The following is a 25,054-nucleotide window of genomic DNA, read 5'->3' as shown; positions in this document are numbered from 1 at the left end:
CATGAATATGCATTTTTTTGAATTTGTTCGAGCAGCAATATTTAGAGTCAATTGTGTCATTGCCTTTTCTATAGCAATCTCCTCATCGATATTCGCGGCTGAAACGGATCCTAAAGACAAAGATTTTGTTGCCAGTTTTCTAAATATGCACTGTCTTGATTGTCACAACGCCAGCACATCAGAGGGCGAGCGTGAATTCGAATCATTTGCCCTTCCGATTCAATCGCTTCAGCATCTGATCACCGCTGATGAGATCATTGATCAGGTCACTCTCCGAAAAATGCCGCCTGAAGATGCGGAACAGCCGAGTGATGAGCAGCGAGTTATGCTTGTCACTGCACTGCGAGATCGTATCCAGGAAGCGCGCAGTCAGTTCGAAAGCTCAGGGTCACGCACCATTATGCGCCGACTCTCCAATCGCGAATATGAAAACACACTGGCGGTTCTATTCAACCGCCGTGTCGATACACTCGGGCTTACGGCTGATTTCCCAAAGGAAAATACCAGCCAGCACATGGATAACATCGGCGAGTCTCTGGTCACATCTGGTTTCCTGCTGGATCAATATTTTGAAGCAGCCACGCGACTGGTCGAGGCTCGACTGGGAAGATCTGAGATGAAGCCACAGTCGTGGCACTTCACCGACAATTTCAAGCAGTATGAAGAACTCTCAAATTCTCACCGAAGTGTTTTTAATTACGAGTTTCTATGTCTGTACGAACAGCCCAATACCGATACACGACAAGGCGGCTATGGCCACATCGAGGATTTTCTGGAAGGTGTGCCGGTCTCCGGGCTTTACGATATTGAAGTAAATGCTCAAGCGATGCATCGAGATACGCATTACGATCCCAAAATCTTTCGCATCGACTTTTCGGAACCCTTTCAACTCGCTGTCGTTCCCGGAGATGTCACAAAAGGACACATCCATTATCCCCAGGCGATCGAACCGATTTTGGCAAGTGCAATCGTGCCGGATGACCAGCCAGAGTGGTTGACATTTCGTGTCTGGCTCGAAGCGGGGCAGACGCCTCGTTTCATCTTCCCGAATGGTCCTTATGAATCACGGGCATCAGTGATCGCCACCAACAAACGATATAAAGACGAATTCAAGAAGCCGCAGGATGGGGTCAGTCGCACAACCCTGCTTCGTGAAGGGGAGCTGCCCCATATCAAGATCGGCGAAATCAAAGTTCATGGGCCGATTGTTGAACCGGGGGGAAGCAAAGAAGAAATCGCGGTCTTTGGAAGCGAAGGCTTTCAGGAAGCTCGTGCGATGCAGCAATTGTTTGCTTTTGCAAAACATGCCTATCGGCGTCCGCTTAATGAAGCCGATCAAAATCGGATTGAAGCTCTTTATCAACAACGATTATCCGAGCAAGCCACACCACGCCAGGCAGCACTCGATACCTTGAAGATGATCCTGTGCTCGCCCTCTTTTCTTTACCTCAGCGAGATCACTCCCGAAGAGGAACGTGAACTCCAGCCGTATGACCTCGCTTCCCGCATTTCTTATACCTTGTGGACGGCTCCGCCTGATGACAAACTTTTTGCCGCTGCCGAATCAGGCCGCTTATCAGAGACAGAGGAATTGAAGAAGCAGGTGCGTCGTCTGCTCAGTGATCCCCGTTCTGAGGAATTCGTCAACGGCTTTCTCGATAGCTGGCTCAATCTGCGAGCGATTGGCGATCTGCCACCGCCACGAAAAGAGGCTTGGGAATACTACGCACAAAATTTACCCGAATCGATGAAACAGGAAGCTCGACTCTTTTTCAGGACCCTCCTTGATGAGAATGGATCGGTGGCCGATTTTCTCGATTCTGACTACACATTCGTTGATAAGAAATTAGCGAATCTTTACCAGTTACCAGAGAAAGACACACTTCGGCTGGCGGACGGATTTCAACGTGTCAGCCTGACGGATAACAAAAAGCGTGGTGGGCTCCTTGGAATGGCTGGCGTGTTAACCGTCAGCGCCAATGGAGTCGATACCTCCCCTGTGACTCGTGGCGTCTGGGTGATGGAAAATATTCTCGGAACCATCCCTCCGCCACCACCAGATGAAGTTCCAGCTTTCGATGCCGATGTTAGTGGTGCGAAAACCATCCGTGAAAGACTAGCCAAGCACAGTACCGATCAAACCTGTTTCGTCTGCCATCGAAATATCGATCCACATGGTCATGCCCTGGAATCCTTCGATCCTATCGGGCGCTGGCGAGATAAGTACGCTGGCTCCAAATCACCCAAAGTCGATCCAACGGGCAAGTTTCCGTCAGGAGAAACGTTTGAAGACTTTGATAGTTTCAAGAAGGTTTTGATCGAAACTCGCCTTGATTTATTCACTCGTAGCCTCATTGAAAAACTGCTTACCTACTCAACTGGTCGGCACATGGAACGTTCGGACCAGTTCGAGATTGAAGACATCCTGGAACGTGTCAAAGCCGATCACTACGGGCTTCAATCCATTGTCGTCGAAGTCCTGACATCCGATACCTTTCGCTCTCGCTGAACCAATCACGTTGCCACGCTATGGCAATTTCGGAGGCTTTCTGGCGATTAACCAGTAGATCGGATTGATCATATCGTTTTCACCTCTGCGCGGTCCATAAATACCACAATGAGGTAGATTTATAATCGATTGTCATCACGATTTGGACTGTGAGTGACTTTTGCCATCCACTGCAGTGTATTTCAAATGAAAACCGGAAAACAATCTAACTTTGGTGGCGGAGGCGCTCTCGAAGTGAAGCCCCCCGAATCGTTGAACTTCCGGGAGCTTCCACTGAAGTCGAGCGCACGCCACCCCGAAGGTCCTTTTCAAGATGTTACAGGATATCCGGTTTCATATTGGAACAGGGTTTAATTCTGTAGCAGATCTCAGTTTTCACTAAACGATAAGATGTCGGGTATTTCATCAACTGTCGAGAACTCATCGAAATATTTCTAACTGTCGTGAAAAATCGAAGGGATACGTTTTTTGTCAACTGATTGCAATTAAGGGAGTGCAAACACCATGAAGCTTTCGCCGGCTTTCGTTCGTAACTTACCGGCTCCTCCGGCTGCGATGACTACGTATTGTTTTCCGTCGATCATGTAAGTGCTCGGGTTCGCGTATCCTCCTGCGGGTAATTGATAGTCCCACAGCATTTTTCCGGTCGATTTATCGAAAGCACGGAATTTTTCATCAGTCGTTCCGCCAATGAAAACCAGTCCGCCTGCGGTCACGATGGTCCCTCCGAAACTTTCGGTGCCGGTTTGTGGAATTCCTCTTTCAGTCAACTCGGGATACTCACCGAGCACGGTTCGCCAGAGATATTCACCAGTGTTGAGATTGATGGCATTGAGCAACCCCCAGGGAGGAGCGATCGCTGGATACCCTTCCTGATCTCGAAACTGAATGTATCCTTTATGGACAAAACGAAACGGAGACCCGGCTGGGGCGGGAACGAGTGTCATGATGTTGGGTAGATTTGTCGAGTTGAGGTACAGGATCGCAGTTTCCGGATCAAAGCTGGCTCCCGACCAGTTTGCACCACCATGAAAGCCGGGAATGACAACCGTTCCCTGTAAACTGGGCGGATTAAATGCCGGTCCGTTGCGTAGCGTTTTCAGCTTCTCAATTACGAAGTCGCGGTTCTTTTCGCCGATTGTTGTCACATTCGATTCATCAAAATGTTGAGCCGCGAAAGGAGCCGGCTTGACAGGAATCGGCTGCGTCGGCCAGGCCTGTTCTCCATCGACATCGGACTCTGGAACCGGCTCTTGCTGAATCTCAAAAAGTGACTTGCCAGTATCGCGATTTAACAGGTAGACATATCCCGTCTTTGTCACCTGAGCGACCGCATCGACGGACTTGCCTTCACGGATAACCGTCACCAGATTCGGATAGACCGGCAGATCATGATCCCATAAGTCGTGTCGGAGAGTCTGGAAATGCCACTTCCGCTTTCCAGATTTCGCATCGATCGCAATAACACAATTGGCGAAAAGATTTTCCCCTTTTCGATCTCCACCATAAAAATCAAAGGCCGCTGATCCGGTCGCACAAAAGATGAGTCCCCGTTGGGGATCGCTGCTCGCTCCGCCCCATGCATTTGCGGCTCCCCGATCTTTCCAGGAGTCGCCCTCCCAGGTTTCATTGCCAAATTCCCCAGGCCGTGGAACAGTATGAAAACGCCACAATTGTTTGCCGGTCCTTACATCAAATCCACGAATATCTCCCGGAGCAGAAACTCCAGGACCTTCCCCACAGGAAACTCCGAGAACAACCACATCACCACAAATTGTTGGTGCAGATGTCGGACCGTATCCGAGTTTTGAGAGATCCTCCTGAAAATCCTCGCGTAAATCTTTGACGCCCTGCTCTCCAAACTCTGGATCAAGCTGACCGGTTTTTGCATCGAGTGAATACAATAATCCAGCTGATATCCCATGTAGAATCCTTTGTTCTCCGTTCGGTTGGCCATCCGACCAGTACGCTACTCCCCGATTAACTCCTCCTGAGGCGAGCGGATATGACTGGACCGAATGTTCAAGCGGATCGAATTCCCACAGTTTGCTTCCCGTCGCGGCATCTAAGGCAACAAGCTTCAGGTAGGCCGTTGTTACATACATCACCCCATCAATGATTATTGGTGTGCATTCAATAATTTTTCCACGTCCGTTGGATAGTTCGCCAGTTTTATACTCCCAGGCAAGGTCAAGCTGTGCAACATTTTCCTGGTTGATTTGCGACAGAGTCGAGTACCGCATATTTCCACGATCGCCACCAACCGTCATCCAGTCGGCATTTTCCTGAGCAATCGCGAGACTCGTGTTCAGCAGACTAACAGCAATAAGACCGATCTGCATAACAGCAATCGCCTGCGAACGAGTTCGCGTCTGTTGAACTTGACGTTTAATGGAGAGGTGATTGATATTCATTGTTGCCTCAACTGGAGTAATTAACGCGACATGGAATCGCACCTGACAATATTGATTTTGCTGACTACACCATATTATATCAACTGTGGGTTTCTGAATGGAATGTCCGATACCCTACTCAAGTTGACTATGTATGGAGACATCTGTGCCGTATGATTCCAGACTGATTGCTTGAGTTATGACTCAAGCATTAATCAATATTGCATGTCAATTATGTAATTTGGTGAATTTAGTCTGGCCGTTGACACTTCAGGCATTTACTGGTGTGGTTTCTGCATTGGAGAGACAAATAATTTCTATGCATTACTGAATTCAAGCGACACTTGAGTGTTGTATTCTGAAAGCCGCAAAAGGAAAATGGTGTTGATGTAGTCAAGATTGATCCAATTCCTTTATTGTATGAATACAAAGTTTTTCAAACCTCGCGAACGTAGCCCAGCGCTCTCTGCTAAAAGTTTATGATGAAGACCTCCTGGCTGCTTTGCTTAACTTAAGTTTTCTCGATGCGATTTTGTTTCATATTATTTGCATACCTTTCAGGTGTGGCAGTCGTTTCAGCTGCAGAACCGTTTGAGGCGTTTCTGAATAGTCATTGCCTGCGTTGTCACGGTCCTGAAAAAGTGGAACGAGACCTGAGGATCGATCAGCTGTCGCGAGATTTCAAATCCGGCGAAGATGCCCACTTATGGGGAGAAATCGTTGAGCGGATCAATTCAGGCGAAATGCCACCCGAAGAGGAACCTCAGCCCACCGAAAATGAGATTGCAGCCGTCATTACACAACTTGATACCCAAATCCGAGAAGGACGCGCTGCTCGCATGGCGGCCCGACCGCCGGTCGCACACTACCGACTGAGCCGAAAGGAATATCAGAATACCGTCTACGATTTACTAGGTGTTCGCTATGATCCAGCCAAGCCGGGCGAATTAAATGCCGATCCACTCTGGCACGGCTTTGAGCGAATCGGCTCATTTCTTTCTCTGTCGCCTTCGCATGTCGAGCGATATTATCGTGCCGCTGAGACCGTCCTAAACCGTGCATTTCCCGACAAGCCTCCCGAAACTCAAACTGTGCGTATGACAGCCGCTGATATTCGGTACGGTGGCGGAAAACAGCAACAGGAGTACCTCGATCGTTTTGGAATCAAGCGGCCGCTCCGTGCACTCATCTTTCCTGGTCGGGATTTGCAGGCATTGAGGCCACACTGGTTTGGCCGGACGGGATCAGAACAGAGCGGTTTGTATCGCGCGAGAATGCAGGTCAGCGGAATTCGTCCACAGGGAGGTCAGACGGCTCACCTCCGCATCGGGGAACGAACAGGAGAAGGCACTAACGAGGGACTGGTCGAATTCGATATCCTCGCGCCGGAAGATGAGCCGGAGATCATCGAGTTTGAAGTTTTCCTCGAGATGCCCACCAGTCTTGAGTTCAATGTTGTCGTTTCGGACATCATCTCTCGCGATAAAGGCGGACACCATCGCAATATTCTGGGTGGCTCCAACTATATTTTCACTCATACCAGTGAAACCCGACTGTTGAATCCGACTGGCCCCAAATTATTCGATGAAGCGGGGAATGGAATTTTCTCATTTGTCCTTCTGGACTGGATTGAATGGGAAGGCCCCATTGAAAGTCAAACCGAGCGTGCGACACGCGCGGGTATATTTCCTCCCGATGATGCAACACCGGAAGTGGTTGCAAATCATCTGCAGCAATTTGCGGAACGTGCATGGAGACGACCTGTTGCCAGAGAAGAACTCCGATTCTATCTGAGCTCTTACGAAACCGAACTCGCTGCTGGCGAGAGCATCAATTCGGCTTATCGAGTCGCTCTACTGGGTGTGCTGACTTCTCGCAATTTCACCTATCTCGTTGAAGGCGATATCCAGCCACGCCAGCAATTGACCGACTGGGAACTGGCCTCGCGACTCTCGTATTTCCTCTGGAGTTCCATGCCCGATCAGAAATTGTTTGATGCTGCTCAAAACGGGACACTAACTGGTGACGGACTTGCTTCGCAAATCGATCGCATGCTTGCGGATCAGAAAATCAATCGCTTTATCGACGACTTTCCGCGTCAATGGCTGCAACTCCATCGACTTGGCATGTTTCCACCTGATGGCAAACTGTATCCAGATTATGATGTCTGGCTGGAAGCGAGTATGCACGAGGAAGTGATTCAGGTTTTTCGCGAAGTATTTGCAAACAACCTTCCCGTCAATACTTTCATCGCCTCTGATTGGACGATTGCCAATCCGCGATTGTGCGAATTCTACGGCCTGCCTGAGCCGAAGACATCTGGTTTTCAGCGAGTTACATTACGTCCCGAGGACCACCGAGGTGGACTACTGACAACGGGAGCCATTCTCGGACTGACTTCCGATGGCACACGACATCGTCCAGTTCATCGAGGTGTCTGGGTCAGTGAAGCCATATTCGGAAAAACACCACCTCCACCACCTGCCAATGTCGATCCCATCGAACCCAATCCTCCAGAAAGTCCCAAGGCGACGATCCGACAAAAAATCGAGGCTCACGCACAGAATGCGAACTGTGCCGCCTGTCATCGCAATATCGATCCGCTCGGGCTGGCATTCGATCAGTTCGATGCCATCGGTCAATGGCGGACTCATGAGAGAGTCGAGAAAGGGACCGGAGCCGACCCCCCTGTCGATTCCAGTGGCACCATGCCAGACGGTCGGACCTTCACCGATGCAGAACAATTCAAACAGCTGCTACTAGAAGATCGCGATCAATTTCTGCACGCTTTCGTCGAGCACTTATGCACCTACGGCTTACGTCGCGTTCTTACCGTTGATGACCGAGAGGACATCGAAGAGATTGTAAAGGAAGCGAAGCTGAAGCAGTATCAATTGAAGGACATCGTTCGAGTTGTCACCATGTCCGATTTATTCCAGAAACGTTAATCAATTTATAGAGTAATATATGAAACATTCCTGGCTGATTGATCGCCGTCATGTCCTGCGTGGACTTGGTAGTTTCATTACACTGCCGCTTCTGAACGGCATGCGCCCCCTGCGAGCAGCAGAAATTGAAACTCCACGACGGAGTGCTTTCGTTTATATCCCCAATGGAGTCAACACACTCGATTATCAAATCACAACACCGAATAAAGACTATACATTCTCACGTTCTCTCCAACCGCTCGAGAAGCATCGTGGTGTCATCACTCCGATCAGTGGTTTGCATCATCCGGGCGGATTAGGGCATCATCATAATTGTCAGAAGATCTGGCTCACGGGTGGTCATCTTGGTCCGACTGATCGCAATACGATCTCGGTTGATCAGCAGATGGCAGAGGTAACCTCGCCGCATACTCGTTTCCATTCCTTGGAAATCTCCAATAAAGGCGAGTCGCTGGCCTGGACTGCAGATGGAATCCGACTCCCGGGGATGAGCCGCTGCAGTGAGATTTTTGCTTATCTTTTTGAAGAACCGAAGAATGGTACTGATTCTCAACGGCGGGAACTTCGCCGTAAGGGAAGCGTGCTTGATGCCAATCTCGAAGAAGTCCGCTCCCTTGAGAGAAAAATGGGAGTCGAAGATAAGGGCCGAATGAATCAGTACCTCACTGCGGTTCGCGAAACTGAAATTCGTACCAAACGTGCCGATGCGTGGCTTGATGTCCCGCGTCCTGAGATCTCCGAGACTGATCGCCAGAGAAACGATCGAGATGTTCCTCAGACTCAGGCGGGGGATTATTTCCGAACCGTCTATGATCTGATCCTGCTCGCCTTCCAAACGGACGCCACTCGCGTGGTCACTTTCAGTAGTGGACTTGAAGGTCAAGGGTTGGCAATTCCGGAACTCGGTATTTCTCAGTCGCGTCACGAACTGAGCCATCACAATGGTGATGTTGGACACATGGAAAAGCTCACAAAAAGTGACACTTTCAGCGTAGAGCAGTTCAGTTACTTTTTAACTCGCCTGGCCGAGACTCCAGATTTTGATGGTCGTCCTTTACTCGATACAACAATGTCCTTGTTCGGCAGTGGCATGGCTTACGGGCACAGTCACGGCAATGCCAACCTGCCTCTCGTTCTTGCAGGTGGAACTGGCTGTGGATTCAAGCATGGTCGCCATCTCGATCTCAATCAGGGCCATTTCGATGGCTACCAACTCGACGATCCCGGCCAGCATTATCGCCTATGCAGTCGCCCTGCCAATGAGAACGCTCACATGAGTAACCTGCTGTTGACGATGGCACAAAAAATGGGCGTGGAAACTGATCGCTTTGCGGACAGCAACAGCGAACTGGAGTTGTGATGAACCGTGCCCAATTATTGAATTTGATCAAGATAAATCGTCGAAGATTTCCGGGTTACATCCTGCTGTTCATTCTTATTGGTTTCTTCGGCGAAGTTCATGGTGACGAACCTTTCCGACCGGAAGCGGGAACGTTTCCACCGATCGAAGAGGCCAAAGCCTATCGGGGAGAACTGGTTTTTGTCGACCATGTGAATCGCCGTGGTAGCCTGCGTCTGCATGTGAATGGTCATTTCCAGGAGGGCCGACTGCATCACTTCGCCATGCTCCCCTACGGCGAAATCCACTACCACGGTGCACCAGCCGACTTGAGAGACATTCCCATCGGCACAGTACTATACGGACTCTTTTACCTGCCGCCCGACCCTGAAACGTCCGCCGTTCCCAACGTTAAAGGAAATGACAAAACCGCTCCACCGGAAACTCACGCAATTCTGTTAGAAGATGGCCCAAGCCTTTGCCTGCGCAAAGGAAAAGCCTGGAAGCTCAAGGAAGTAGATATCAATGATTCAGAAAGTCATCTGACCGCTCGTCTCGACAGAGCAGATGGCGGTGAGGGACTAGATGGCGAACATCAATTCACGATCGATGCCTCGACACGCATTTGGCGCGGCCGGGAGTTGCTCGGACTCGAAGACCTCATCACTGAAGGATTCTGGCCTGCATCGGGAAAGAAACTGTTCGATGGTCAGGATATCCAACTCGCCCTCACCTGGCATCCCAGATATCTCTATCAGCAGTTTCATGTCTCCGATCTCTGGCTTGATGAAACCGCGATGAATGTCGCCATGGAGCGTCAACGCCAACGGCATATTCGCCACATCCACACACGCTGGATGCCTGCAAGAGTGGATACGATCCAGTACGGCGAATTCGGCCAGGCCACTATAACAGCCAGCTTGTTTGGTGGTATGGATGACAACTTATACGCAGACTTCAAGCCAGGAATTGGCGGCAAAATGGCTGCAGCCGAAAATACGCTACGGACCTGGTGGCCCGACCATGATGGTATGGATGGAAAGATATTATCTGTAGAAACTGCAGAAAAAGATCCTCCGTTGGGAAGCAGCGGCATTCAGATTCAATTCGAGGTCCCGCTTATTCTGGAAGGCTTCCGCCCGGGACGTATTGTCCGCATTCGCCCTCAGGGGTGGCCGAATGTCAAACCGCCAGTTGAGGAGCGAGTTCGCAGTTTCGAGGAGCGTTGGCCCAGTCCAGATTTATTCCTGAAGTGAATAGCACCGTAACCGTTCATACGGACTCTATCACCGACAGACTTGACCAGAAGCCGGACCATTCCCCAGCAAGATTAACCAGATGAGGAGAATACGGATCTCCCATCGGTTTATCGGGAGGAAATTCAGGATAGTTGCCTGTCCAATAGCAATATAAACAGGAGCAAACACAGCGTTTTAGGACATTTCGTGTTCACGCGTCTGCAGATACCATTTGAAAATGGTCTAGTGATGCATTCCAGCTTTGATAGTAGGTAGAGATGTTTTAAAGCTCGATAACGGAGTGCGATACAGTTTTTGAGAACTTAGTGTAGTGTCATTCCAATGCGGGAACTTATTTGGATTGAGAAGCATTTGCTTCGTCTAGAATCTCATGGATGACATGTCCATGCACATCAGTCAAGCGACGGTCGATACCATTCTGGAGGAATGTCAGTCGAGTATGATCAAGCCCTAAGAGATGCAGGATCGTCGCGTGAAAATCGTAGCAGTATGTCTGCCCCTCGGCTGTTTGATATCCCCAATCATCACTCTTGCCATGGGCCATTCCTGGTTTGATACCGGCTCCTGCTAACCATGTAACAAAGGTTCCCCCGTTGTGATCCCGACCTTCTCCACCCTGAGCGAATGGAGTACGGCCAAATTCTGTTGTCCAAATGAGCAAGGTATCTTCAAAGAGTCCGCGAGATTTTAAATCACCAATGAGTGCCCCGATCGGCTGATCGACGCTCATTGCGATTGGTGGCAGCTCATTAGGGATGCTGCCATGATTGTCCCAATTGCCAGTAGCTCCTTGCGGTCCACTCCACACCTGGACGAATCGTGTTCCTCGTTCAATCAAGCGTCTTGCCAGAAGACAACGACGGCCAAAATCATCTGTGACCGCTTCACCTAAACCATAAGCCTTCTGCGTACTATCGCTTTCACGACTCAGATCAAAAGCTTCCGGCGCGGAAAGCTGCATCTTGGCTGCCAGTTCATAGGAACGAATTCGGGCATCCAAACGGGTATCATCAGGTCTCAATTCGGCATGAGCCCGATTGATTTGTTGCAGGAGCTTCATGCCATCATGGTCGGACTGTTTGGTTGCAAATTTGAAATTCTCATGAGGAAAAAGAGCTGGCACTGGATTTGGTGACCCGGCATTGATGACCGTTCCCTGATGAATGGCAGGTAAAAAGCCCGAAGAGAATGGTCCACGCTGGTTGTATGGCAACCCTTTTGAATCGGGTAAGACGACAAAAGTCGGAAAGTTGTCACTGAGATTTCCCAGACCATAGGAGATCCAGGCCCCCATGCAGGGAAAACCGGGGAGGAGAAAACCGGAGTTCATCATATAAGTTGCAGGGCCGTGGACATTCGTCTTTGAGGACATCGCCATAAGGAAAGCCATCTCATCGACCCACTTGGCTTGATGAGGAAACACACTGCTAACCCATCGTCCACATTCTCCATGCTGTTTGAATTCAAAAGGGCTTTTCATGATTGCACCGGGCATGGCGGTGAATCCTTCAGGTTTTTCATTAGGCCCCAACTTCTGGCCGTGTAACTTGATTAGTTCAGGCTTGTAGTCGAAGGTATCCATCGGGCTGGCGCCGCCCGTCATAAACAACTGGATGACACGTTTCGCTTTTGGCGGGTGATGCAGTCCCTCTTCGATTGCGGAACCATTCGAGGCAGCGGCATCCCGAGCGAGGATTTGGCACATTGCAATCCCACCCAGTCCTCCTCCAATCTTCCAGAGAAACTCACGTCGCTGACTCGCCGAATCAAATGATTTCATATTGGACATGCTCGCTAATCGACAAAGAGGAATTCATTACTATTGAGCAGCACCCGGCAGAGTGCGGCCATGCCATGCGTCCTCACGAAAGTTTCAAACGCTTCTGCCTCTGAGGCTGTTGGCTCACGCAGCCAACACAGACCGACGGCTCGTCGAACCCAATCCTTCTGGGAAGCATCTCTTTTGATGCTTTCAGCAAGCCAGACCGAGGCATTCAGGACAAAATCGTCATTATATAACATAAGAGACTGTAGGGCAGAGACTGAGAAGCCGCGCTTCGGAGTCAGTAGGGCCATATCGGGAAAGTCCAGCGTTTCCATGAATGGATCTGGAATTCCCCGCCAAACAACTCTGTAGATACTACGGCGTCCGGCATTCTCCGAATTCCAGTCATAGGCGGAATAGTCTAGAGAAGGTGTTGCTTGTGGTCCCTGCGATTTATTGAATTGTTCAATTCCCGGTCCGCCCATTGTCAGGTCGAGCCGTCCCGTAATTTGCAGCACAGAGTCGCGGAAGACTTCCGCGTCCAGGCGTCTGCGGTTCATACGCCAGAGCAAAAGATTTTGGACGTCAATCGGGTTTGAGTTCACCAAGCTCGATTGCTGCCAGGTTTCGCTCGTAAGAATCAACCTGTGCAACTCCTTGAGAGACCCCTTCGCTTCATCTCGAAACCACACGGCGAGCCAGTCCAATAACTCAGGATGTGTCGGTTTACCTCCCATTCTCCCAAAATCATTCGGTGTTTCACAGAGCCCTCGACCAAAGTGATAATACCAGACGCGATTTACGATACTTCGCCAGGTCAGTGGGTTGTCTGGATGAGCTAACCAATCGGCAAGAGCCGCTCGTCGTAACGATTCTTTTTTTGAATCTATATTTTCAAATCGAGCTGGCAGACTTGGAATAACCGAGAGTGTCCCCGGCCCCACTTCGTGAACCGGCTGATCAATTGCTCCTCTTCGTAACAGGTGAACGACCTTTGGCTCCTGTGGATTCGCCAGTCTTTTTGCATGCGACCATGACGAGGAAACTCCGTAGACGACCAATTTTGCTGGCAAGGCTGCCAGTGCCTTTTCGACATATTGTTCCAATGCAACTGCAGCGACCGCATCAGATTCGGCAGTCGTCCTCTGATCAGCCGGTTTGTTCAGCGCTTCGAATGCAGCCTTTGGGAGGGCTTTTGCGATACCCCCCTCAACATCGGTCACAGACAGACGAAACTTTCCGATAAGGTGTTTAGGCGGATATAGCTGCTTCAGAGTCACGACCAGTTTACCACCAGCAGACACATCAACGGATTCTGAAAGTTCAAAGACGATTTGATGTGACTCGTTAACCTTCGGATAGATAGCCCATCCCGTTTTGAGTTCGTGATCAATTGCCTGGGCGGAAGTCCAACCCTCCTGATCAAAATCAGCCGATGCCCGAGCAATATTCAGCTTCACCGCCCCATCAGCATGATTTGGAAACCAATGGAGGTTGACCTCGGACAGATGAAGATTTCCGTTTGCTGCACGTCCCGGACCTCCCTCAGGGAGACGTTCATCTTTTAAGACTTCCAATCGAACTGCCGAAAGTCGTTTCCTATGGATTTCCGATGTGACGATGTAGTGTTCCTGATCGCTGACTTCGCCTTCAGCAAAGATTGATCCATCGTCTTGCTGAGTTAAGGTTCCACCACCTGTGGTCACAAAGACCTCCGGTTCCAGGACCGCCCATGCCACCGGTTGTTTTTGCCAGGCAGTTTCCCATTCACTGACAATGTTAATGTACGGCTCTGCGAGCAATACCGTCTCATCCCGCCGGGCAATAGCCGATCGTAAATTCTCTAAGTCCTGCCGTCGTTTCTTCACCTCCGCATTTGCATCGTATTCGAGATCTCCTTTCCCTACGCCTGCAAAAACGGCCTGTAGTGCGTAGTAGTCCTCTTGCGAGATTGGATCGAATTTATGAGTGTGGCAGCGAGCACAATTTGCGGTCGTGCTTGCAAAAGCAGCCATTGTCTGGGTGACGATATCGTCTCGATCAAGGTAATCAAAAGTAACGGGTGCTGTGCTCGCACGACTTAACTCCAATGGTCCAGCCGCAATGAAACCTAACGCCGCGGTGAGTTGTGGATCGTCAGGATAGAACACATCAGCCGCCAACTGTTCTCGAATAAATTTCCCCCAAGACACATCCGCATTCAATCGATCAATCACGTAGTCCCGAAATCGCCAGGCATTTGGTCGCTTCACGTCATGTTCACATCCATGGGAGTCTGCAAAATGAATCACGTCCAGCCAATGCCGCGCCCACCGCTCTCCGTATCGAGGCGACGCCAACAATTCGTCGACGAGTTTTTTCCAGGAAAATTCATCCTGTTTGTTGGCAATGGCTTCGATTTCCAATTGTGTCGGCATAAGACCGTGCAGGTTGTAGTAAAGCCGACGAACCAAGGTTCGCCGATCGGCTTGTATTGTGGGTTGAAGTCCCTTTTCCGTCAGTTTGGACCGAATAAAAGCATCGATCGGATGGCCATTCCCAGGAACCGATGGCTTCTTGAGTGGTTTTAGCGACCACCAGTCAAGTGGATCCGAGTGGGCATTGTTCAGTTTTCGGGGATCAGGTGCCCCACGTTCTACCCACTCCACCAGCAGTGCAATTTCTTCTGCTGGCAGCTTTTCTTCTGGAGGCATCTGCTCCAGGCTGATCATGTCGATCAGCAGACTCTCATCGGGATTCCCAGGAATAATCGCGGGCCCAGAATCTCCACCCAATTCCCAACCTGATCTGGAATCAAGCGACAGTCCCGCACTGATTTTATGGTTGTGAGAGTGGCACTGAAAACAACGCTTTCGAAGCAATGGCTCGATCTTCGAGATAAAATTTTCATCGGCATGCAACATTGGGGATGCAAGCAAAAGGAAAGCCAGGGAAAAATATTTCATCCTCTTATTCTCCTCTCGATCTAACGAATCGCCAGAACGATTTTCGCATCCACTTCAGCCAAAGTGATCAAAGTTCTGCTGTCTGCGATTCCAAACCCCACAAAGGTTGCAATCACACTTCCTGAACGATTTAAAATTTTGCCGCCAAACTGTGAGTTCGTCTGTACCTTTCCCCCAATTCAAGTCGCAAAGTCTACTCCAATCAAAGGGGGATTTTACTGGTCGAATCGCGAATTCTCATCATTCTCTCATTCTTCGTTTCTTACACTCCGCTCACCTCAAATTATGATAATTGTGTTTGGACTTACCCAGGAATAGCTGGCGTCTCAATGGTCCTGAGCCAGTGCACTCTATTGAAGTTCATTAAGAATCGTTTTCCATGCATCGATGGAGTTCTTAAGGTTGGTGCGCTTATCACCTTTCACGGCGAAACATTGCAATCCAACCGGACCTGTGAAATTCAATTTTTTTAGTGCCGCGAAGAGTCGCTTCTGCGGAAAAGTGCCTTTGTCGAGCGTTTGAATTAGTGTGTCCCAATTCTTTCCATCCAAGTTGGCGCCGCAAGTACTGACTGAGAAGAGGTAAGGAGCAGCTTTCCCAAGGACACTCTCCAGGTCCTCCGCTTTTTCGTTCTTAAGAAAGTGGCAGAGATTGAACATGATGCCGAGATTCGGGTGGCTCACCTTCTCGACAAGGTCGATCGCCTGTGGCATCGTCGCCACTGCGTTTCCGTGATGCGGGTAGACTGCCACGCGAATATTTAACTGCGCCGCCATCTCCGCTGTCTGGCGAATAGACTCGATCACCTCCGGCGAAATATTCTTAACCGTCAACTCGATCATACCGCCATTTTCCAGTGATTTAACGAGATTGGCGTTTATCGGCTTATCTGATGCTCCGAGATAAACACTTAACACTTTGAGTCCGTGCTTCCTGTATACGTCGACACGCTGCTCCAACTCGTCCCCGCCAACATAGATCTGGCTAATACCATTGTATCCAAGCCCCTTGAGCATTATCGCCTCATCCTCATAAGACATGGGCGGCATACCATTAAAGAAAGCATAGAACTCCGGCTTAAAAGCATCGTCCGCTCGTGCGGTCACGCACATGGTCAGAATGAATGAGATGATGAGGTAGTATGGTTTCATATTGTTGTCTAACGATCTAATGCTGAGCCGCTGCTGAACAGTGACATCCGCAAACCAGAAATCCGAAGCGACAAATCCAAACGCGGGTTGGAGGTTGGCTTCAGTACTGTGTTAGCTTTCTAGCTTGTCATACAAAATCTTTTGGTTCGTAGCAAATGCTGGAAATGCGACCTCTGACCACCAGCCCTCGCCGATACTAGGAAACAGGCGGCGTATTTGCTCGCTTAAATCTTGAAATCCCTGCATCTCCTCATGCGTTGAATAGTTCAACTGCTGCGAATCCATAAAAAAATCCAAACAAATCAAATCCATGCTGAATAAGTCTCGCTTGCAAGTCACAATCCTTGCGACTAAATCCCAGCGAAATCTCCATACCTCTGTATCATTTTTGAATAACACAACCTCAGCGTCACTAACTGAGAGCCGCAACTCCTCCTTCCGGCGGTGAAATGCCTTCTCTAAAATAGCATGAAGTTTATGGAACATACGTGTAAGCAGCATGGCAGGTATTTGTCCGCCGAAGTAAGGTCATATTTGACCGCTTTATTGCGGTCGAGTAGGGATCAAATAACTCATAAACAGAAGAATGGCCAGGCATTTTGCGACGAATTTCTGATGATCCATCAGGATACGATACCGCATCGAATTTGGTACATGACCGTATTTTTCACAACACCATTAAGAGTACTCTCCGGTTTCGGGCTCTTCAAGAACGATATCATTAAATTAAGTTCGCCGCGACAACATCAGGTTATGATCAGGTTATGAAATCGATTTGCAATTACTACCAGATTCCGAAATGCTCCCCCCCAATCCTGCACCTAAACAACCTACCTAAGCTCCCACTCAGTCATCGGATCCCTCTGCTCAACCCGTGGTAAAAAACGGATCGCTTACTGAACCTCAGTAGCCTGGTTCAACAGGTTCATGTTTTGCGAAATCCGAACCCGGCTCACGTGGCCTATTGTGCTTGAATTAGTATTTTCTCGGCGCGACTGCAAAGGCGGTTCAACTGCTGATTCGTCGAAATAAAGTTCATGATCATCTGGGTTGATCATCAGCGACTCCGAATTCAGATTCGACCAGTCTGCAACTCCGGTGAAATATTTTGTTATGCGGATTAATGAGTTTCACATCTTGCTGCAAGTTGCAAAGCCCCCGTTCTTCGTTCTACCATCCCGGCTGGTTGATTCCATTCCGGTCTGCAAGTCGTGCATATCGCGTTTCTACATTGCTCCATACATCATCCAGATCATCAATCACATAAAGGATCTGAGCGTTTTCTTATTTTGGGCGAAAGCGGTTGAACCAGCGATGCCACCGATATGCCTGTGCCATCGTTATTCGCATTTCGGTGGCGCGTTGTTCAATCGAATGCCGTAATTGTTCCGCGACAAGTTCAGGATCGCCATTTTTTTTGACAGATTTTATGGTTCAATCCGAGTATAGAAAAGGTGAGAGGTCGGAGTATCGGCTTGTTTTGAGCGGAATATTGTGGAATAATCAAGTCGAATGGATGTTTGCTGACTGATTGGTTGGTGTGGTTGACTGGTGTTGTCTGAAGTTCGTTCATATGCAGAGGTTTTCATATTCTGCTTGATGATCATTGCTGCCCTTTCCGTTTTCCTGATCGAGGCGATGATTCAATAAGAATCGCTGGAGATGTCCCCCAATGGACATCTGCCCGGACTGGCATCGGCTGGCGATGGGTTACAATTATCGACGCTGACGTGCAGGCATCGATATAATGAATCGGTCGCCGAAGTGGTTCACGTGCTGCTCAACGACAACGAGTATTTTAGAGAGATTGAGATGACCGGCGCAATTACGTCGACCGGCGTTTTGTTTCAGGCTATTTTTTGCTTCAACATGAAATGACGATATGAAATTTCACGAGACGGGTTCACGATATCAGCTGACATCTTCCCGGTTTTTACTGTTGCTGGCGGCCTGCATGGCCGTGTTCGGGGGGCTTGGGGTTTCGCGGGTACAAGCCGAACTGAAAGCTGGAGCGGCGAAGATTGATATTACAAATCGGGACGTTGCCGAACCTCCCGAACATTTGTGGGCGCGGGCACTGGTGCTCAGCGATGGAGAAACAACTGCGGTCATTGTGACGCTTGATGTGGTTGCGATTGCAGAGATCGGACCGATCAAAAATGATTTTCTACCGACGGTGCGGGCCGCTTTGAAACAGGATTTGCAGCTCGATCCGACGAGGTTGCTCGTCAATGCCAGCCACTGCCATGGTGTTGTCTGCACGGATGTGGCCGACCGCACGATTGCCGTCGTTAAACAAGCTTACGAAAAACTGGAGCCGGTGCGGGTCGGCTGGGGTACTGGTTTTGAAAACCGAGTGATGGAAAACCGACGGCTGCTGCTCAAAAATGGCAAACAGGTCGATGTGCGGCATGCCTATTCGCTGCCAGCCGATGAAGAGGTCGCAGAGATCGGACCGATTGATCCCGAGATTGGAGTCCTAAGGCTGGATCGGCTCAACGGGGAAACGCTTGCAGTGCTGTATAACTTTGCCTGTCATCCGATTCTGGGTACGCCCCGCACGGCTGGCAATACGGCTGATATGACCGGCTACGCCTCGGCGGTGATCGAAGACAATCTCAGCCCGGACACAATCGCTCTATTTGTGCAGGGCTGCGCGGGGGATATCAATCCCATAATGTATAAAGATGTTAGCGTGCCTCGACATGCCGAACATCTGGGAAATCGACTCGGCTTGAGTACGCTCAAAGCAATTCGGCAGATTAAATGCACCACAACAACCGATTTCAAAATGCTACACACGACGTTGCAGTTACCACGGGCCGATCACACGTCGCGGATCGCTTCGCTGCAGACGGAGCAGGATCGGCTCGTCGAGGCACTAACGGGCACAAGCCTGAATTTAAAAACTTTTGTGCCCTTGCTGGTCAAGTACAAACTGTCCGAAAAGTATCCGTCATATTATTCTCACGGGTATCTGCACGATCAGCTGATCGGCCGCGATGACTGGGAGAGACTCGACGCAGAGAACCGCAGGAATCTGGAAGCTTACATCCGCAACATTCACACCATGGAAGAGCTCACGCGGGTGAAGACTAACGTCAACCTGCTCAAACGGCATCAGGCGAAATCTGAGGCGCTGAACGCAACAACCGTCGATGCCGAAATTCTGGGACTGCGGGTGGGCGAATTCACCCTCGTCACCTTCCCCGGCGAACTGACCGTCCAGATCGGACTCGACATCAAACAGAACGCTCCGCGTGATGCCACCTTTGTGGCTGGATATACGAACGGGTATCTGTATTACGCGCCTACCGATGACCAACTCAACAATCCCGGCTGTGCACAGGAAGACTGCGATTCCCTGGTCGGCCCAGGTTGGCTGCAGCTGTTCACTGCCCAGGTAGAGGAATTCCTCAAGCAACTGTGATTGCTCCCAACCAACACCGCAATTATCTTTCGAATTGCCATGAAATATTGAGAAGCATGATCAGAACATAAAGAAGAGCGCGAGATTGAAACAATATACGGCCAACTGTTGATTTGAGAATGAATTGCATGATCTTGCAGAAATCAAGCGTGAGGTTCGAATTGAGCAAACATCACGTTTTATGGAAATGAATCAGGATGCGCTGAAGCCGGTAATCAACAGTAGTTGACAGGTGCCGAGGACTACGGACTGTAGTCACAGAGTTCTTATGAACTGCGGTCGCAGTCCGGGCAACATGCCCTGGTGAATTATCCCAAAGAGAATGGATCTGAAGGTTGCATCTGAAGGCGAGGACCGTCGAATCATATCGGGACCCATCGTTTGGAAAATCATCGGACATGTGTAGGCACACTACATTTAGAGATGCTCCAAATGAGTTGTTTCTACCATAATTGGGGATAGGTCTGGCTTGTCCATTTTTTCTCTTATTTCACTGAATGTGTTTACCATCAAATAATCCATTGAATTGAAGGCTTTACATATTTGACTTTTCTAACCCTCGAATGATAAGGTCCTAGCATTGATTCCCGCCACCTTCTTTGTTTGACACACAACATGACCACGATCGACTTTGTTGTCATTATCACGTACTTCATTACCATGATCGCCATTGGCTTGTGGGCAATGAGGCGAGTCAAGGGGCAGGAAGACTACTTCATGGGTGGTCGCGGCTTTGGAAAGTTGCTGCAAACTTTCGCTGCCTTCGGAGCAGGTACGGGAGCTCATGAACCCGTTCAGGTGGGGCGTACCGTATGGACCAGCGGGCTCTCCGGTGTCTGGTCGGCGATGATGTGGCTGTTTGTGACTCCAGTCTATTGGTTCACCGCAGTTTGGTATCGTCGCATGCGTCACCTGACTTTGGGTGACTGGTTTGTCGAACGCTATCAATCACAGCTTTTGGGTGCTGCGTACACGGCGTTCGCGATTTTGTTCTATATGTTCTATCTGTCGACAATGCTGTCCGCAATCGCAAAGTTTTCTGTGCCACTGATGGGTACAGATATGATGTTCGGCATGGAATTGAAGTATGTTTTGGTACCGCTGATTTCGATGATTGTAATTGCGTACGGAGTCCTCGGTGGTTTGACAGCTGCCTACTGGACGGACCTGATTCAGGGCATCTTTATTATCCTGCTTTCCATACTGCTTATTCCATACGGACTTTGGGAACTGGTCGAGAAGTTTGGCGATCCGAGCACTCAAGGACTGCTGGATGGATTCACGATTTTGCACCAACGCGTCTCTGCAGAGAATTTCGGCCTGTTCACGGGACCGAGTGCAGGAGAATTTCCGCCACAGTATATATTTTCACTCACACTGCTGGCCCTTGTTGGCATCGTGGTACAACCTCACTTCATTGCAACTGGCGGCGGTTCTGCCAAAAGCGAAGATGAAGCTCGGATTGGTCTGGTTGTCGGCAACTTCCTGAAGCGACTCTGCACAGCTGGCTGGGCGATCACCGCTTTGATTGCGTTGGCTCTATTAGCAGGCAACGTAGAGATTGCAGCTGATCCCGACAAGGTTTGGGGAGTCGCCGCTCGAGAGATTCTTGGGCCGCTGAATATGGGTCTCGTCGGTTTAATGCTGGCCTGTTTGCTGGCCGCGATGATGAGTTCGGCTGATGCGTACATGATTGTAACGAGTGCTCTTGTGGTGCGCAATGTGTATTCGCCGTACATAAATTCGAATGCTTCTGAAAAGGAATGCGTGCGAATAGCCCGGCTGTCGGGGCTGACCATCATTGTTGGTGCAACGATTGTTTCGCTGGTCATGGGCGATGTGTTTGGGCAGTTTAAGCTCGCCATCGAACTTCCGCTGCTATTCGCCGCCCCGTTCTGGGTAGGAATCTTCTGGCGACGTTCGAATGCGATGGCCGTTTGGCTGACGATTGGCTTTGTGGGCATGGTATTCTTTGTACTGCCATATCTATTGCCTGTGTTAAATCCGTCGATGAGGACCGACCCGGCGTATACGGTCAGCACGGAAGTCGTCACGACTACACGCGAACGAACCGCAACGGAAGTCGATGTTGCTCGTCGAGAAGCCTGGGAAACGGCGAAGGCTCAGGCAGAAAATCAATACGTCAATGACCCTGCTAAACTAGACGCTGCATTGAAAAAACTGGGGGCATCTCCTCCCGATGCCGTTGTGGGCGAAACCATTCAACTCTCAATGACGACAGGTGGGGAGTCGATCTTCTGGAATGATGTTCGAGCGGATAATTCCAATCTGATGACTGTCCGTGAAGAAACTTCAGAAGACGGTACACGTATCGTGGTCCAGAAGCGGACCGGGGAATTCAAGGGTGAAGGCCCATTAAAGATCGACTTCCTGATCTATCAATGGTTGGGGATCATCGATTTATCAGATGCTTCGAAAGCCACGCTGGAAACTCTGCGCCTCCCCCCACGAGTCATTCTGCCATTCGTGTTTCTGATGCTGGTCAGCTTAGTGACTCCTCGAGGCAACGCCGAAAAACTGAATCGTTATTATGCCAAGATGAAAACGGAAGTCGATCCTGATCCCGAGAAAGATACAGCCAAACTGGCTGAATCCTACGCTAACCCGACTCGTTTTGATGATCGCCGTCTGCTACCGGGCACCGACTGGGAATTTATGAAACCAAGTCGGAAAGACATCACCGGCTTCCTTGTATCAGTCGTCGTGTGTTTCATCATCCTTGCGCTGTTAATATGGGTAGCAAATATTAAGGCATAATTTTTAAAGAGACTCAGACTGATAGCACAGTGAGGCATTCTTGAGTTGATATAAGATTTGTACTTCGATTTTCAAAATTTGTTGTATTGCAAAACAGTGCTGAGAAATGATTCCTCTATTCGGAGGACCTTCCAGCCCATAGCAAACGTGGTTCAGTCGAATAGTAGTGCCGCCCGACAATCATCTCAAAACCAAACGGCGGTCATTGAGGGTCACTCAAATGACCATCTGTTGGAAACCTGTCAGGCTTTTTATTCACGAACGGATTGCTCGAAATGGTTTAACACTGCATCTTTTTGCAGGGCAGATTTTGCCAATTCTTTGCCAGATCGGAACCACGGAACAAAAGACATAAAAACACACCGCAGGCCAGCAATGGCGTGCGGTGTGAAAATCAAAAAGCATTACAGAGCTTCGGTTATGGCTTCAGCTTATCTTTCGGAGCTTTTCCGATAGGCCATAATTCAAAACGCCTGATGAATATCTCAGCCTGTTCGGTTTGTAGAAGCAGTTTTCCGAAATCTGGTTTTGCTTCAAAGGCTTCGTTAACCACTACACCGTTAACCTTATAAGTTAAGTGCCCGCCATCTGCGATCACTTCCAGCCGAGTCCATTCGCCGAATGGACTCTCGACGTCCTCTTTTCCTCGAAAGTTGATCTTATCAGCCCAGTCGACATCTCTTCCAAACCAGTTGATACGTCCACTGGAAATTGTGATTGGCTCTCCGCCTTTCTTCCAGACCTTTTCTCCATCCCGATCCTTAGTAATTTCAGCTGTCAAAGAAGTTGGTAGAGTCTGACCAGTGATGGGATCAGTCCCTGACAACACAAGGATGTCACCGACTCCACCTTCAATAATCTGAGCTTCGATTGATGCCATCCACGTTTTCGCGTAACCACCATCCGGCCCCCAACAATGAACCAGAAGACCAGAATCTCGCGCGCGATCTATTCGGTCGCCCCACGTTTTCTCGCCCCACTTAAATTCCAGGATGAGGTGATAATCGCGATAAGATTCATTGGTGATCAGACCGCCATATCCATCACCTGAAACATGAATCATGCCATCATTAACAGTGAATACTTTTTTGGGATCAGAGTATTGAGTATCACGAATCCATGTATACATTCCTTCCAGGTTGCGACCATTGAAGAGTTCAATCGGGCCATCGGTCGGGCTGATTGCGGTGTCGCGTGAGGGAGGAACTGCTGGGTCGCCCGGTAATTCTCGAATCGCAATATTACGGAACTCGACCGGATCATTATGACCAGCAAAACCAAAGTGACCACTCTTACGCTTCGCTCCGGGAGGAACTTCACCATCTTTTGATTCCTTAACTTCCGATAAGTCCGCGTCGAGAATCGTGGTACCGTTCAGTTCAACTTTAATCTGCGATCCGCGCATCGTAACCTTCTGAAAGTTCCACTCTCCTGTCGGGCGTAGATAGCCACGATGGGCTGGTACAAGCCCATAGACTGAGCCATGGTATTGACGCGGATCGAGCTTGGCATATTTCGGATCTTCCGAGTCGAAAACCTGTAACTCAAGCCCTTCGATGTGTGGCTGACCTTCGCCAGAGTATCGAAGGATGAGCCCATTATTCCCGCCCTGTGGAAGCTTAAACTCCAAAGTTGAAACGAAGTCCGAGTATTTCTTTTCGGTAAAGAGTGAACCTCCTACTCCTTCTTTGCAGATGAGTTTTTCATTCACGACTTTGTAACTGTCGACTGCTCCCGTCCAACCAGCGAGATCTTTCCCGTTGAAAATTTTCTCGAAGCCACTGTTGTCCTCCTGAGCTTGGAGAAGGTCATTGGCCTCACTCGCTGGAATTTCACGAACGTAAATTTCTCGGAAATAAAGGGTGTTGCCATGGTTTTGCAGTTCGATCTGTCCATTGCGATAAATTGGCAGGTTGCGTTCCCAGAGATTTTCCATCACAACATTGTCGGCGACGAGTTGATCGTTCAACTTTATGGTCACTCGCTCGCCAATCATGCGAATGTAAAATGTGTTCCACTCTCCAACCGGATTATCTGCTTTGACAAGCGGGAACCGCGGATTGTCTTTATTATTCCACAGCGATCCGGAACCATTCTCAGCTCCGTGCCGGAAATACGGTTCGTACTCGGTATCCCAGATTTGAACCTGTGGGCTGCCTCGCAGATAAATTCCGCTGTCGCCAGCCTCGAGGATTTTCCAGTCGACGTAGAGTTCAAAATCTCCATAGTTATTCTCAGTACAAAGACTTTTGCCCTTTCCATCAAAGACGAGGATACCATTGTCTACCTTCCAGTGTGCTCGCATAACTTCGTCCGCTTCCAACTGCGCGGTTGCCAGCTCTTCATCAGACATGGATGCACGAGTCTTTGGATTACCAACGAGCCCTTTCCAACCGGACAAATCTTTTCCATTGAAAATTGGCTTAAACCCCTTGGGGGCGTCCGCCTGAACCGATTTGGTAAGCAGGTTCATTCCTGCGAGCATTATTAGAGTCATCAGAATTACTGATGGGAAACGACGTGTACGTAACATTATT

At 49.5% G+C, this 25,054-nt stretch carries 13 protein-coding genes; 7 read left to right on the top strand and 6 right to left on the bottom strand.

What is annotated here, in order from left to right; genetic code table 11:
• Position 1 precedes the first annotated feature (1 nt).
• Positions 2 to 2,509 carry a DUF1592 domain-containing protein gene (locus tag Pan54_RS06150; RefSeq protein ID WP_146502668.1) on the top strand — a complete coding sequence of 836 codons (2,508 nt, stop codon included), beginning with the start codon at positions 2 to 4 and terminating at the stop codon, positions 2,507 to 2,509.
• A gap of 485 nt (positions 2,510 to 2,994) precedes the next feature.
• On the opposite strand, the gene Pan54_RS06145 is transcribed toward Pan54_RS06150, so the two are convergent.
• Positions 2,995 to 4,923: a pyrroloquinoline quinone-dependent dehydrogenase gene (locus tag Pan54_RS06145; protein WP_207310057.1), complete on the bottom strand. Its 1,929-nt coding sequence runs from the start codon at positions 4,921 to 4,923 to the stop codon at positions 2,995 to 2,997.
• A gap of 503 nt (positions 4,924 to 5,426) precedes the next feature.
• On the opposite strand from Pan54_RS06145, the gene Pan54_RS06140 reads away from it, so the two are divergent.
• The 3 genes from Pan54_RS06140 to Pan54_RS06130 are packed head-to-tail and all read left to right on the top strand — an operon-like array spanning position 5,427 to position 10,445.
• Positions 5,427 to 7,850: a DUF1592 domain-containing protein gene (locus Pan54_RS06140; RefSeq protein ID WP_146502667.1), complete on the top strand. Its 2,424-nt coding sequence runs from the start codon at positions 5,427 to 5,429 to the stop codon at positions 7,848 to 7,850.
• Positions 7,851 to 7,869: 19 nt separating this feature from the next.
• Positions 7,870 to 9,210 carry a DUF1552 domain-containing protein gene (locus tag Pan54_RS06135; RefSeq protein ID WP_165441611.1) on the top strand — a complete coding sequence of 447 codons (1,341 nt, stop codon included), beginning with the start codon at positions 7,870 to 7,872 and terminating at the stop codon, positions 9,208 to 9,210.
• Positions 9,210 to 10,445 carry a hypothetical protein gene (locus tag Pan54_RS06130; protein ID WP_146502666.1) on the top strand — a complete coding sequence of 412 codons (1,236 nt, stop codon included), beginning with the start codon at positions 9,210 to 9,212 and terminating at the stop codon, positions 10,443 to 10,445. The genes Pan54_RS06135 and Pan54_RS06130 overlap by 1 nt, the downstream gene beginning before the upstream one ends.
• A 334-nt stretch (positions 10,446 to 10,779) precedes the next feature.
• Here Pan54_RS06130 and Pan54_RS06125 read toward each other — a convergent pair whose 3' ends face one another.
• The 4 genes from Pan54_RS06125 to Pan54_RS06110 all read right to left on the bottom strand — a co-directional run bounded on the left by Pan54_RS06125 (position 10,780) and on the right by Pan54_RS06110 (position 16,810).
• Entirely contained in the window at positions 10,780 to 12,228 is a 1,449-nt protein-coding gene (locus tag Pan54_RS06125) for a DUF1501 domain-containing protein (protein WP_146502665.1), read from the bottom strand.
• A gap of 14 nt (positions 12,229 to 12,242) precedes the next feature.
• On the bottom strand, positions 12,243 to 15,158 hold the full coding sequence (locus Pan54_RS06120; protein WP_146502664.1) for a PSD1 and planctomycete cytochrome C domain-containing protein: 2,916 nt from the start codon (positions 15,156 to 15,158) through the stop codon (positions 12,243 to 12,245).
• A 350-nt stretch (positions 15,159 to 15,508) separates the two neighbouring features.
• Positions 15,509 to 16,309: a sugar phosphate isomerase/epimerase family protein gene (locus Pan54_RS06115; RefSeq protein WP_146502663.1), complete on the bottom strand. Its 801-nt coding sequence runs from the start codon at positions 16,307 to 16,309 to the stop codon at positions 15,509 to 15,511.
• A gap of 111 nt (positions 16,310 to 16,420) precedes the next feature.
• Positions 16,421 to 16,810 (bottom strand): hypothetical protein, encoded by a 390-nt coding sequence (locus Pan54_RS06110; RefSeq protein WP_146502662.1) that lies wholly within the window; start codon positions 16,808 to 16,810, stop codon positions 16,421 to 16,423.
• Positions 16,811 to 17,971: 1,161 nt separating this feature from the next.
• On the opposite strand from Pan54_RS06110, the gene Pan54_RS06105 reads away from it, so the two are divergent.
• From Pan54_RS06105 to Pan54_RS06095, 3 genes are all read left to right on the top strand, one after another.
• Positions 17,972 to 18,187, top strand: coding sequence for a hypothetical protein (locus tag Pan54_RS06105; protein WP_146502661.1), 216 nt, complete (start codon positions 17,972 to 17,974; stop codon positions 18,185 to 18,187).
• 4 nt (positions 18,188 to 18,191) lie between these two features.
• Positions 18,192 to 19,739 carry a hypothetical protein gene (locus tag Pan54_RS06100; protein ID WP_146502660.1) on the top strand — a complete coding sequence of 516 codons (1,548 nt, stop codon included), beginning with the start codon at positions 18,192 to 18,194 and terminating at the stop codon, positions 19,737 to 19,739.
• Positions 19,740 to 20,354: 615 nt separating this feature from the next.
• Positions 20,355 to 22,517 (top strand): sodium:solute symporter family protein, encoded by a 2,163-nt coding sequence (locus Pan54_RS06095; protein WP_146502659.1) that lies wholly within the window; start codon positions 20,355 to 20,357, stop codon positions 22,515 to 22,517.
• 418 nt (positions 22,518 to 22,935) lie between these two features.
• Here Pan54_RS06095 and Pan54_RS26260 read toward each other — a convergent pair whose 3' ends face one another.
• Positions 22,936 to 25,050 carry a 3-keto-disaccharide hydrolase gene (locus tag Pan54_RS26260; protein WP_242631235.1) on the bottom strand — a complete coding sequence of 705 codons (2,115 nt, stop codon included), beginning with the start codon at positions 25,048 to 25,050 and terminating at the stop codon, positions 22,936 to 22,938.
• Between the last annotated feature and the right edge of the window lie 4 nt (positions 25,051 to 25,054).

The organism is Rubinisphaera italica, from assembly GCF_007859715.1.
Lineage (GTDB): Bacteria > Planctomycetota > Planctomycetia > Planctomycetales > Planctomycetaceae > Rubinisphaera > Rubinisphaera italica.
The sequence above is the reverse complement of the archived record's forward strand: the minus strand, read 5'-3'. Positions and strand labels throughout refer to the sequence as shown.

Bases quoted from the DNA above. Each gene is read 5' to 3' on its own strand.
- Pan54_RS06150 (WP_146502668.1), top strand. From the start codon at position 2: ATGAATATGCATTTTTTTGAATTTGTTCGAGCAGCAATATTTAGAGTC.
- Pan54_RS06145 (WP_207310057.1), bottom strand. From the start codon at position 4,923: ATGAATATCAATCACCTCTCCATTAAACGTCAAGTTCAACAGACGCGA.
- Pan54_RS06140 (WP_146502667.1), top strand. From the start codon at position 5,427: ATGCGATTTTGTTTCATATTATTTGCATACCTTTCAGGTGTGGCAGTC.
- Pan54_RS06135 (WP_165441611.1), top strand. From the start codon at position 7,870: ATGAAACATTCCTGGCTGATTGATCGCCGTCATGTCCTGCGTGGACTT.
- Pan54_RS06130 (WP_146502666.1), top strand. From the start codon at position 9,210: ATGAACCGTGCCCAATTATTGAATTTGATCAAGATAAATCGTCGAAGA.
- Pan54_RS06125 (WP_146502665.1), bottom strand. From the start codon at position 12,228: ATGAAATCATTTGATTCGGCGAGTCAGCGACGTGAGTTTCTCTGGAAG.
- Pan54_RS06120 (WP_146502664.1), bottom strand. From the start codon at position 15,158: ATGAAATATTTTTCCCTGGCTTTCCTTTTGCTTGCATCCCCAATGTTG.
- Pan54_RS06115 (WP_146502663.1), bottom strand. From the start codon at position 16,309: ATGAAACCATACTACCTCATCATCTCATTCATTCTGACCATGTGCGTG.
- Pan54_RS06110 (WP_146502662.1), bottom strand. From the start codon at position 16,810: ATGCTGCTTACACGTATGTTCCATAAACTTCATGCTATTTTAGAGAAG.
- Pan54_RS06105 (WP_146502661.1), top strand. From the start codon at position 17,972: ATGTCCCCCAATGGACATCTGCCCGGACTGGCATCGGCTGGCGATGGG.
- Pan54_RS06100 (WP_146502660.1), top strand. From the start codon at position 18,192: ATGAAATTTCACGAGACGGGTTCACGATATCAGCTGACATCTTCCCGG.
- Pan54_RS06095 (WP_146502659.1), top strand. From the start codon at position 20,355: ATGACCACGATCGACTTTGTTGTCATTATCACGTACTTCATTACCATG.
- Pan54_RS26260 (WP_242631235.1), bottom strand. From the start codon at position 25,050: ATGTTACGTACACGTCGTTTCCCATCAGTAATTCTGATGACTCTAATA.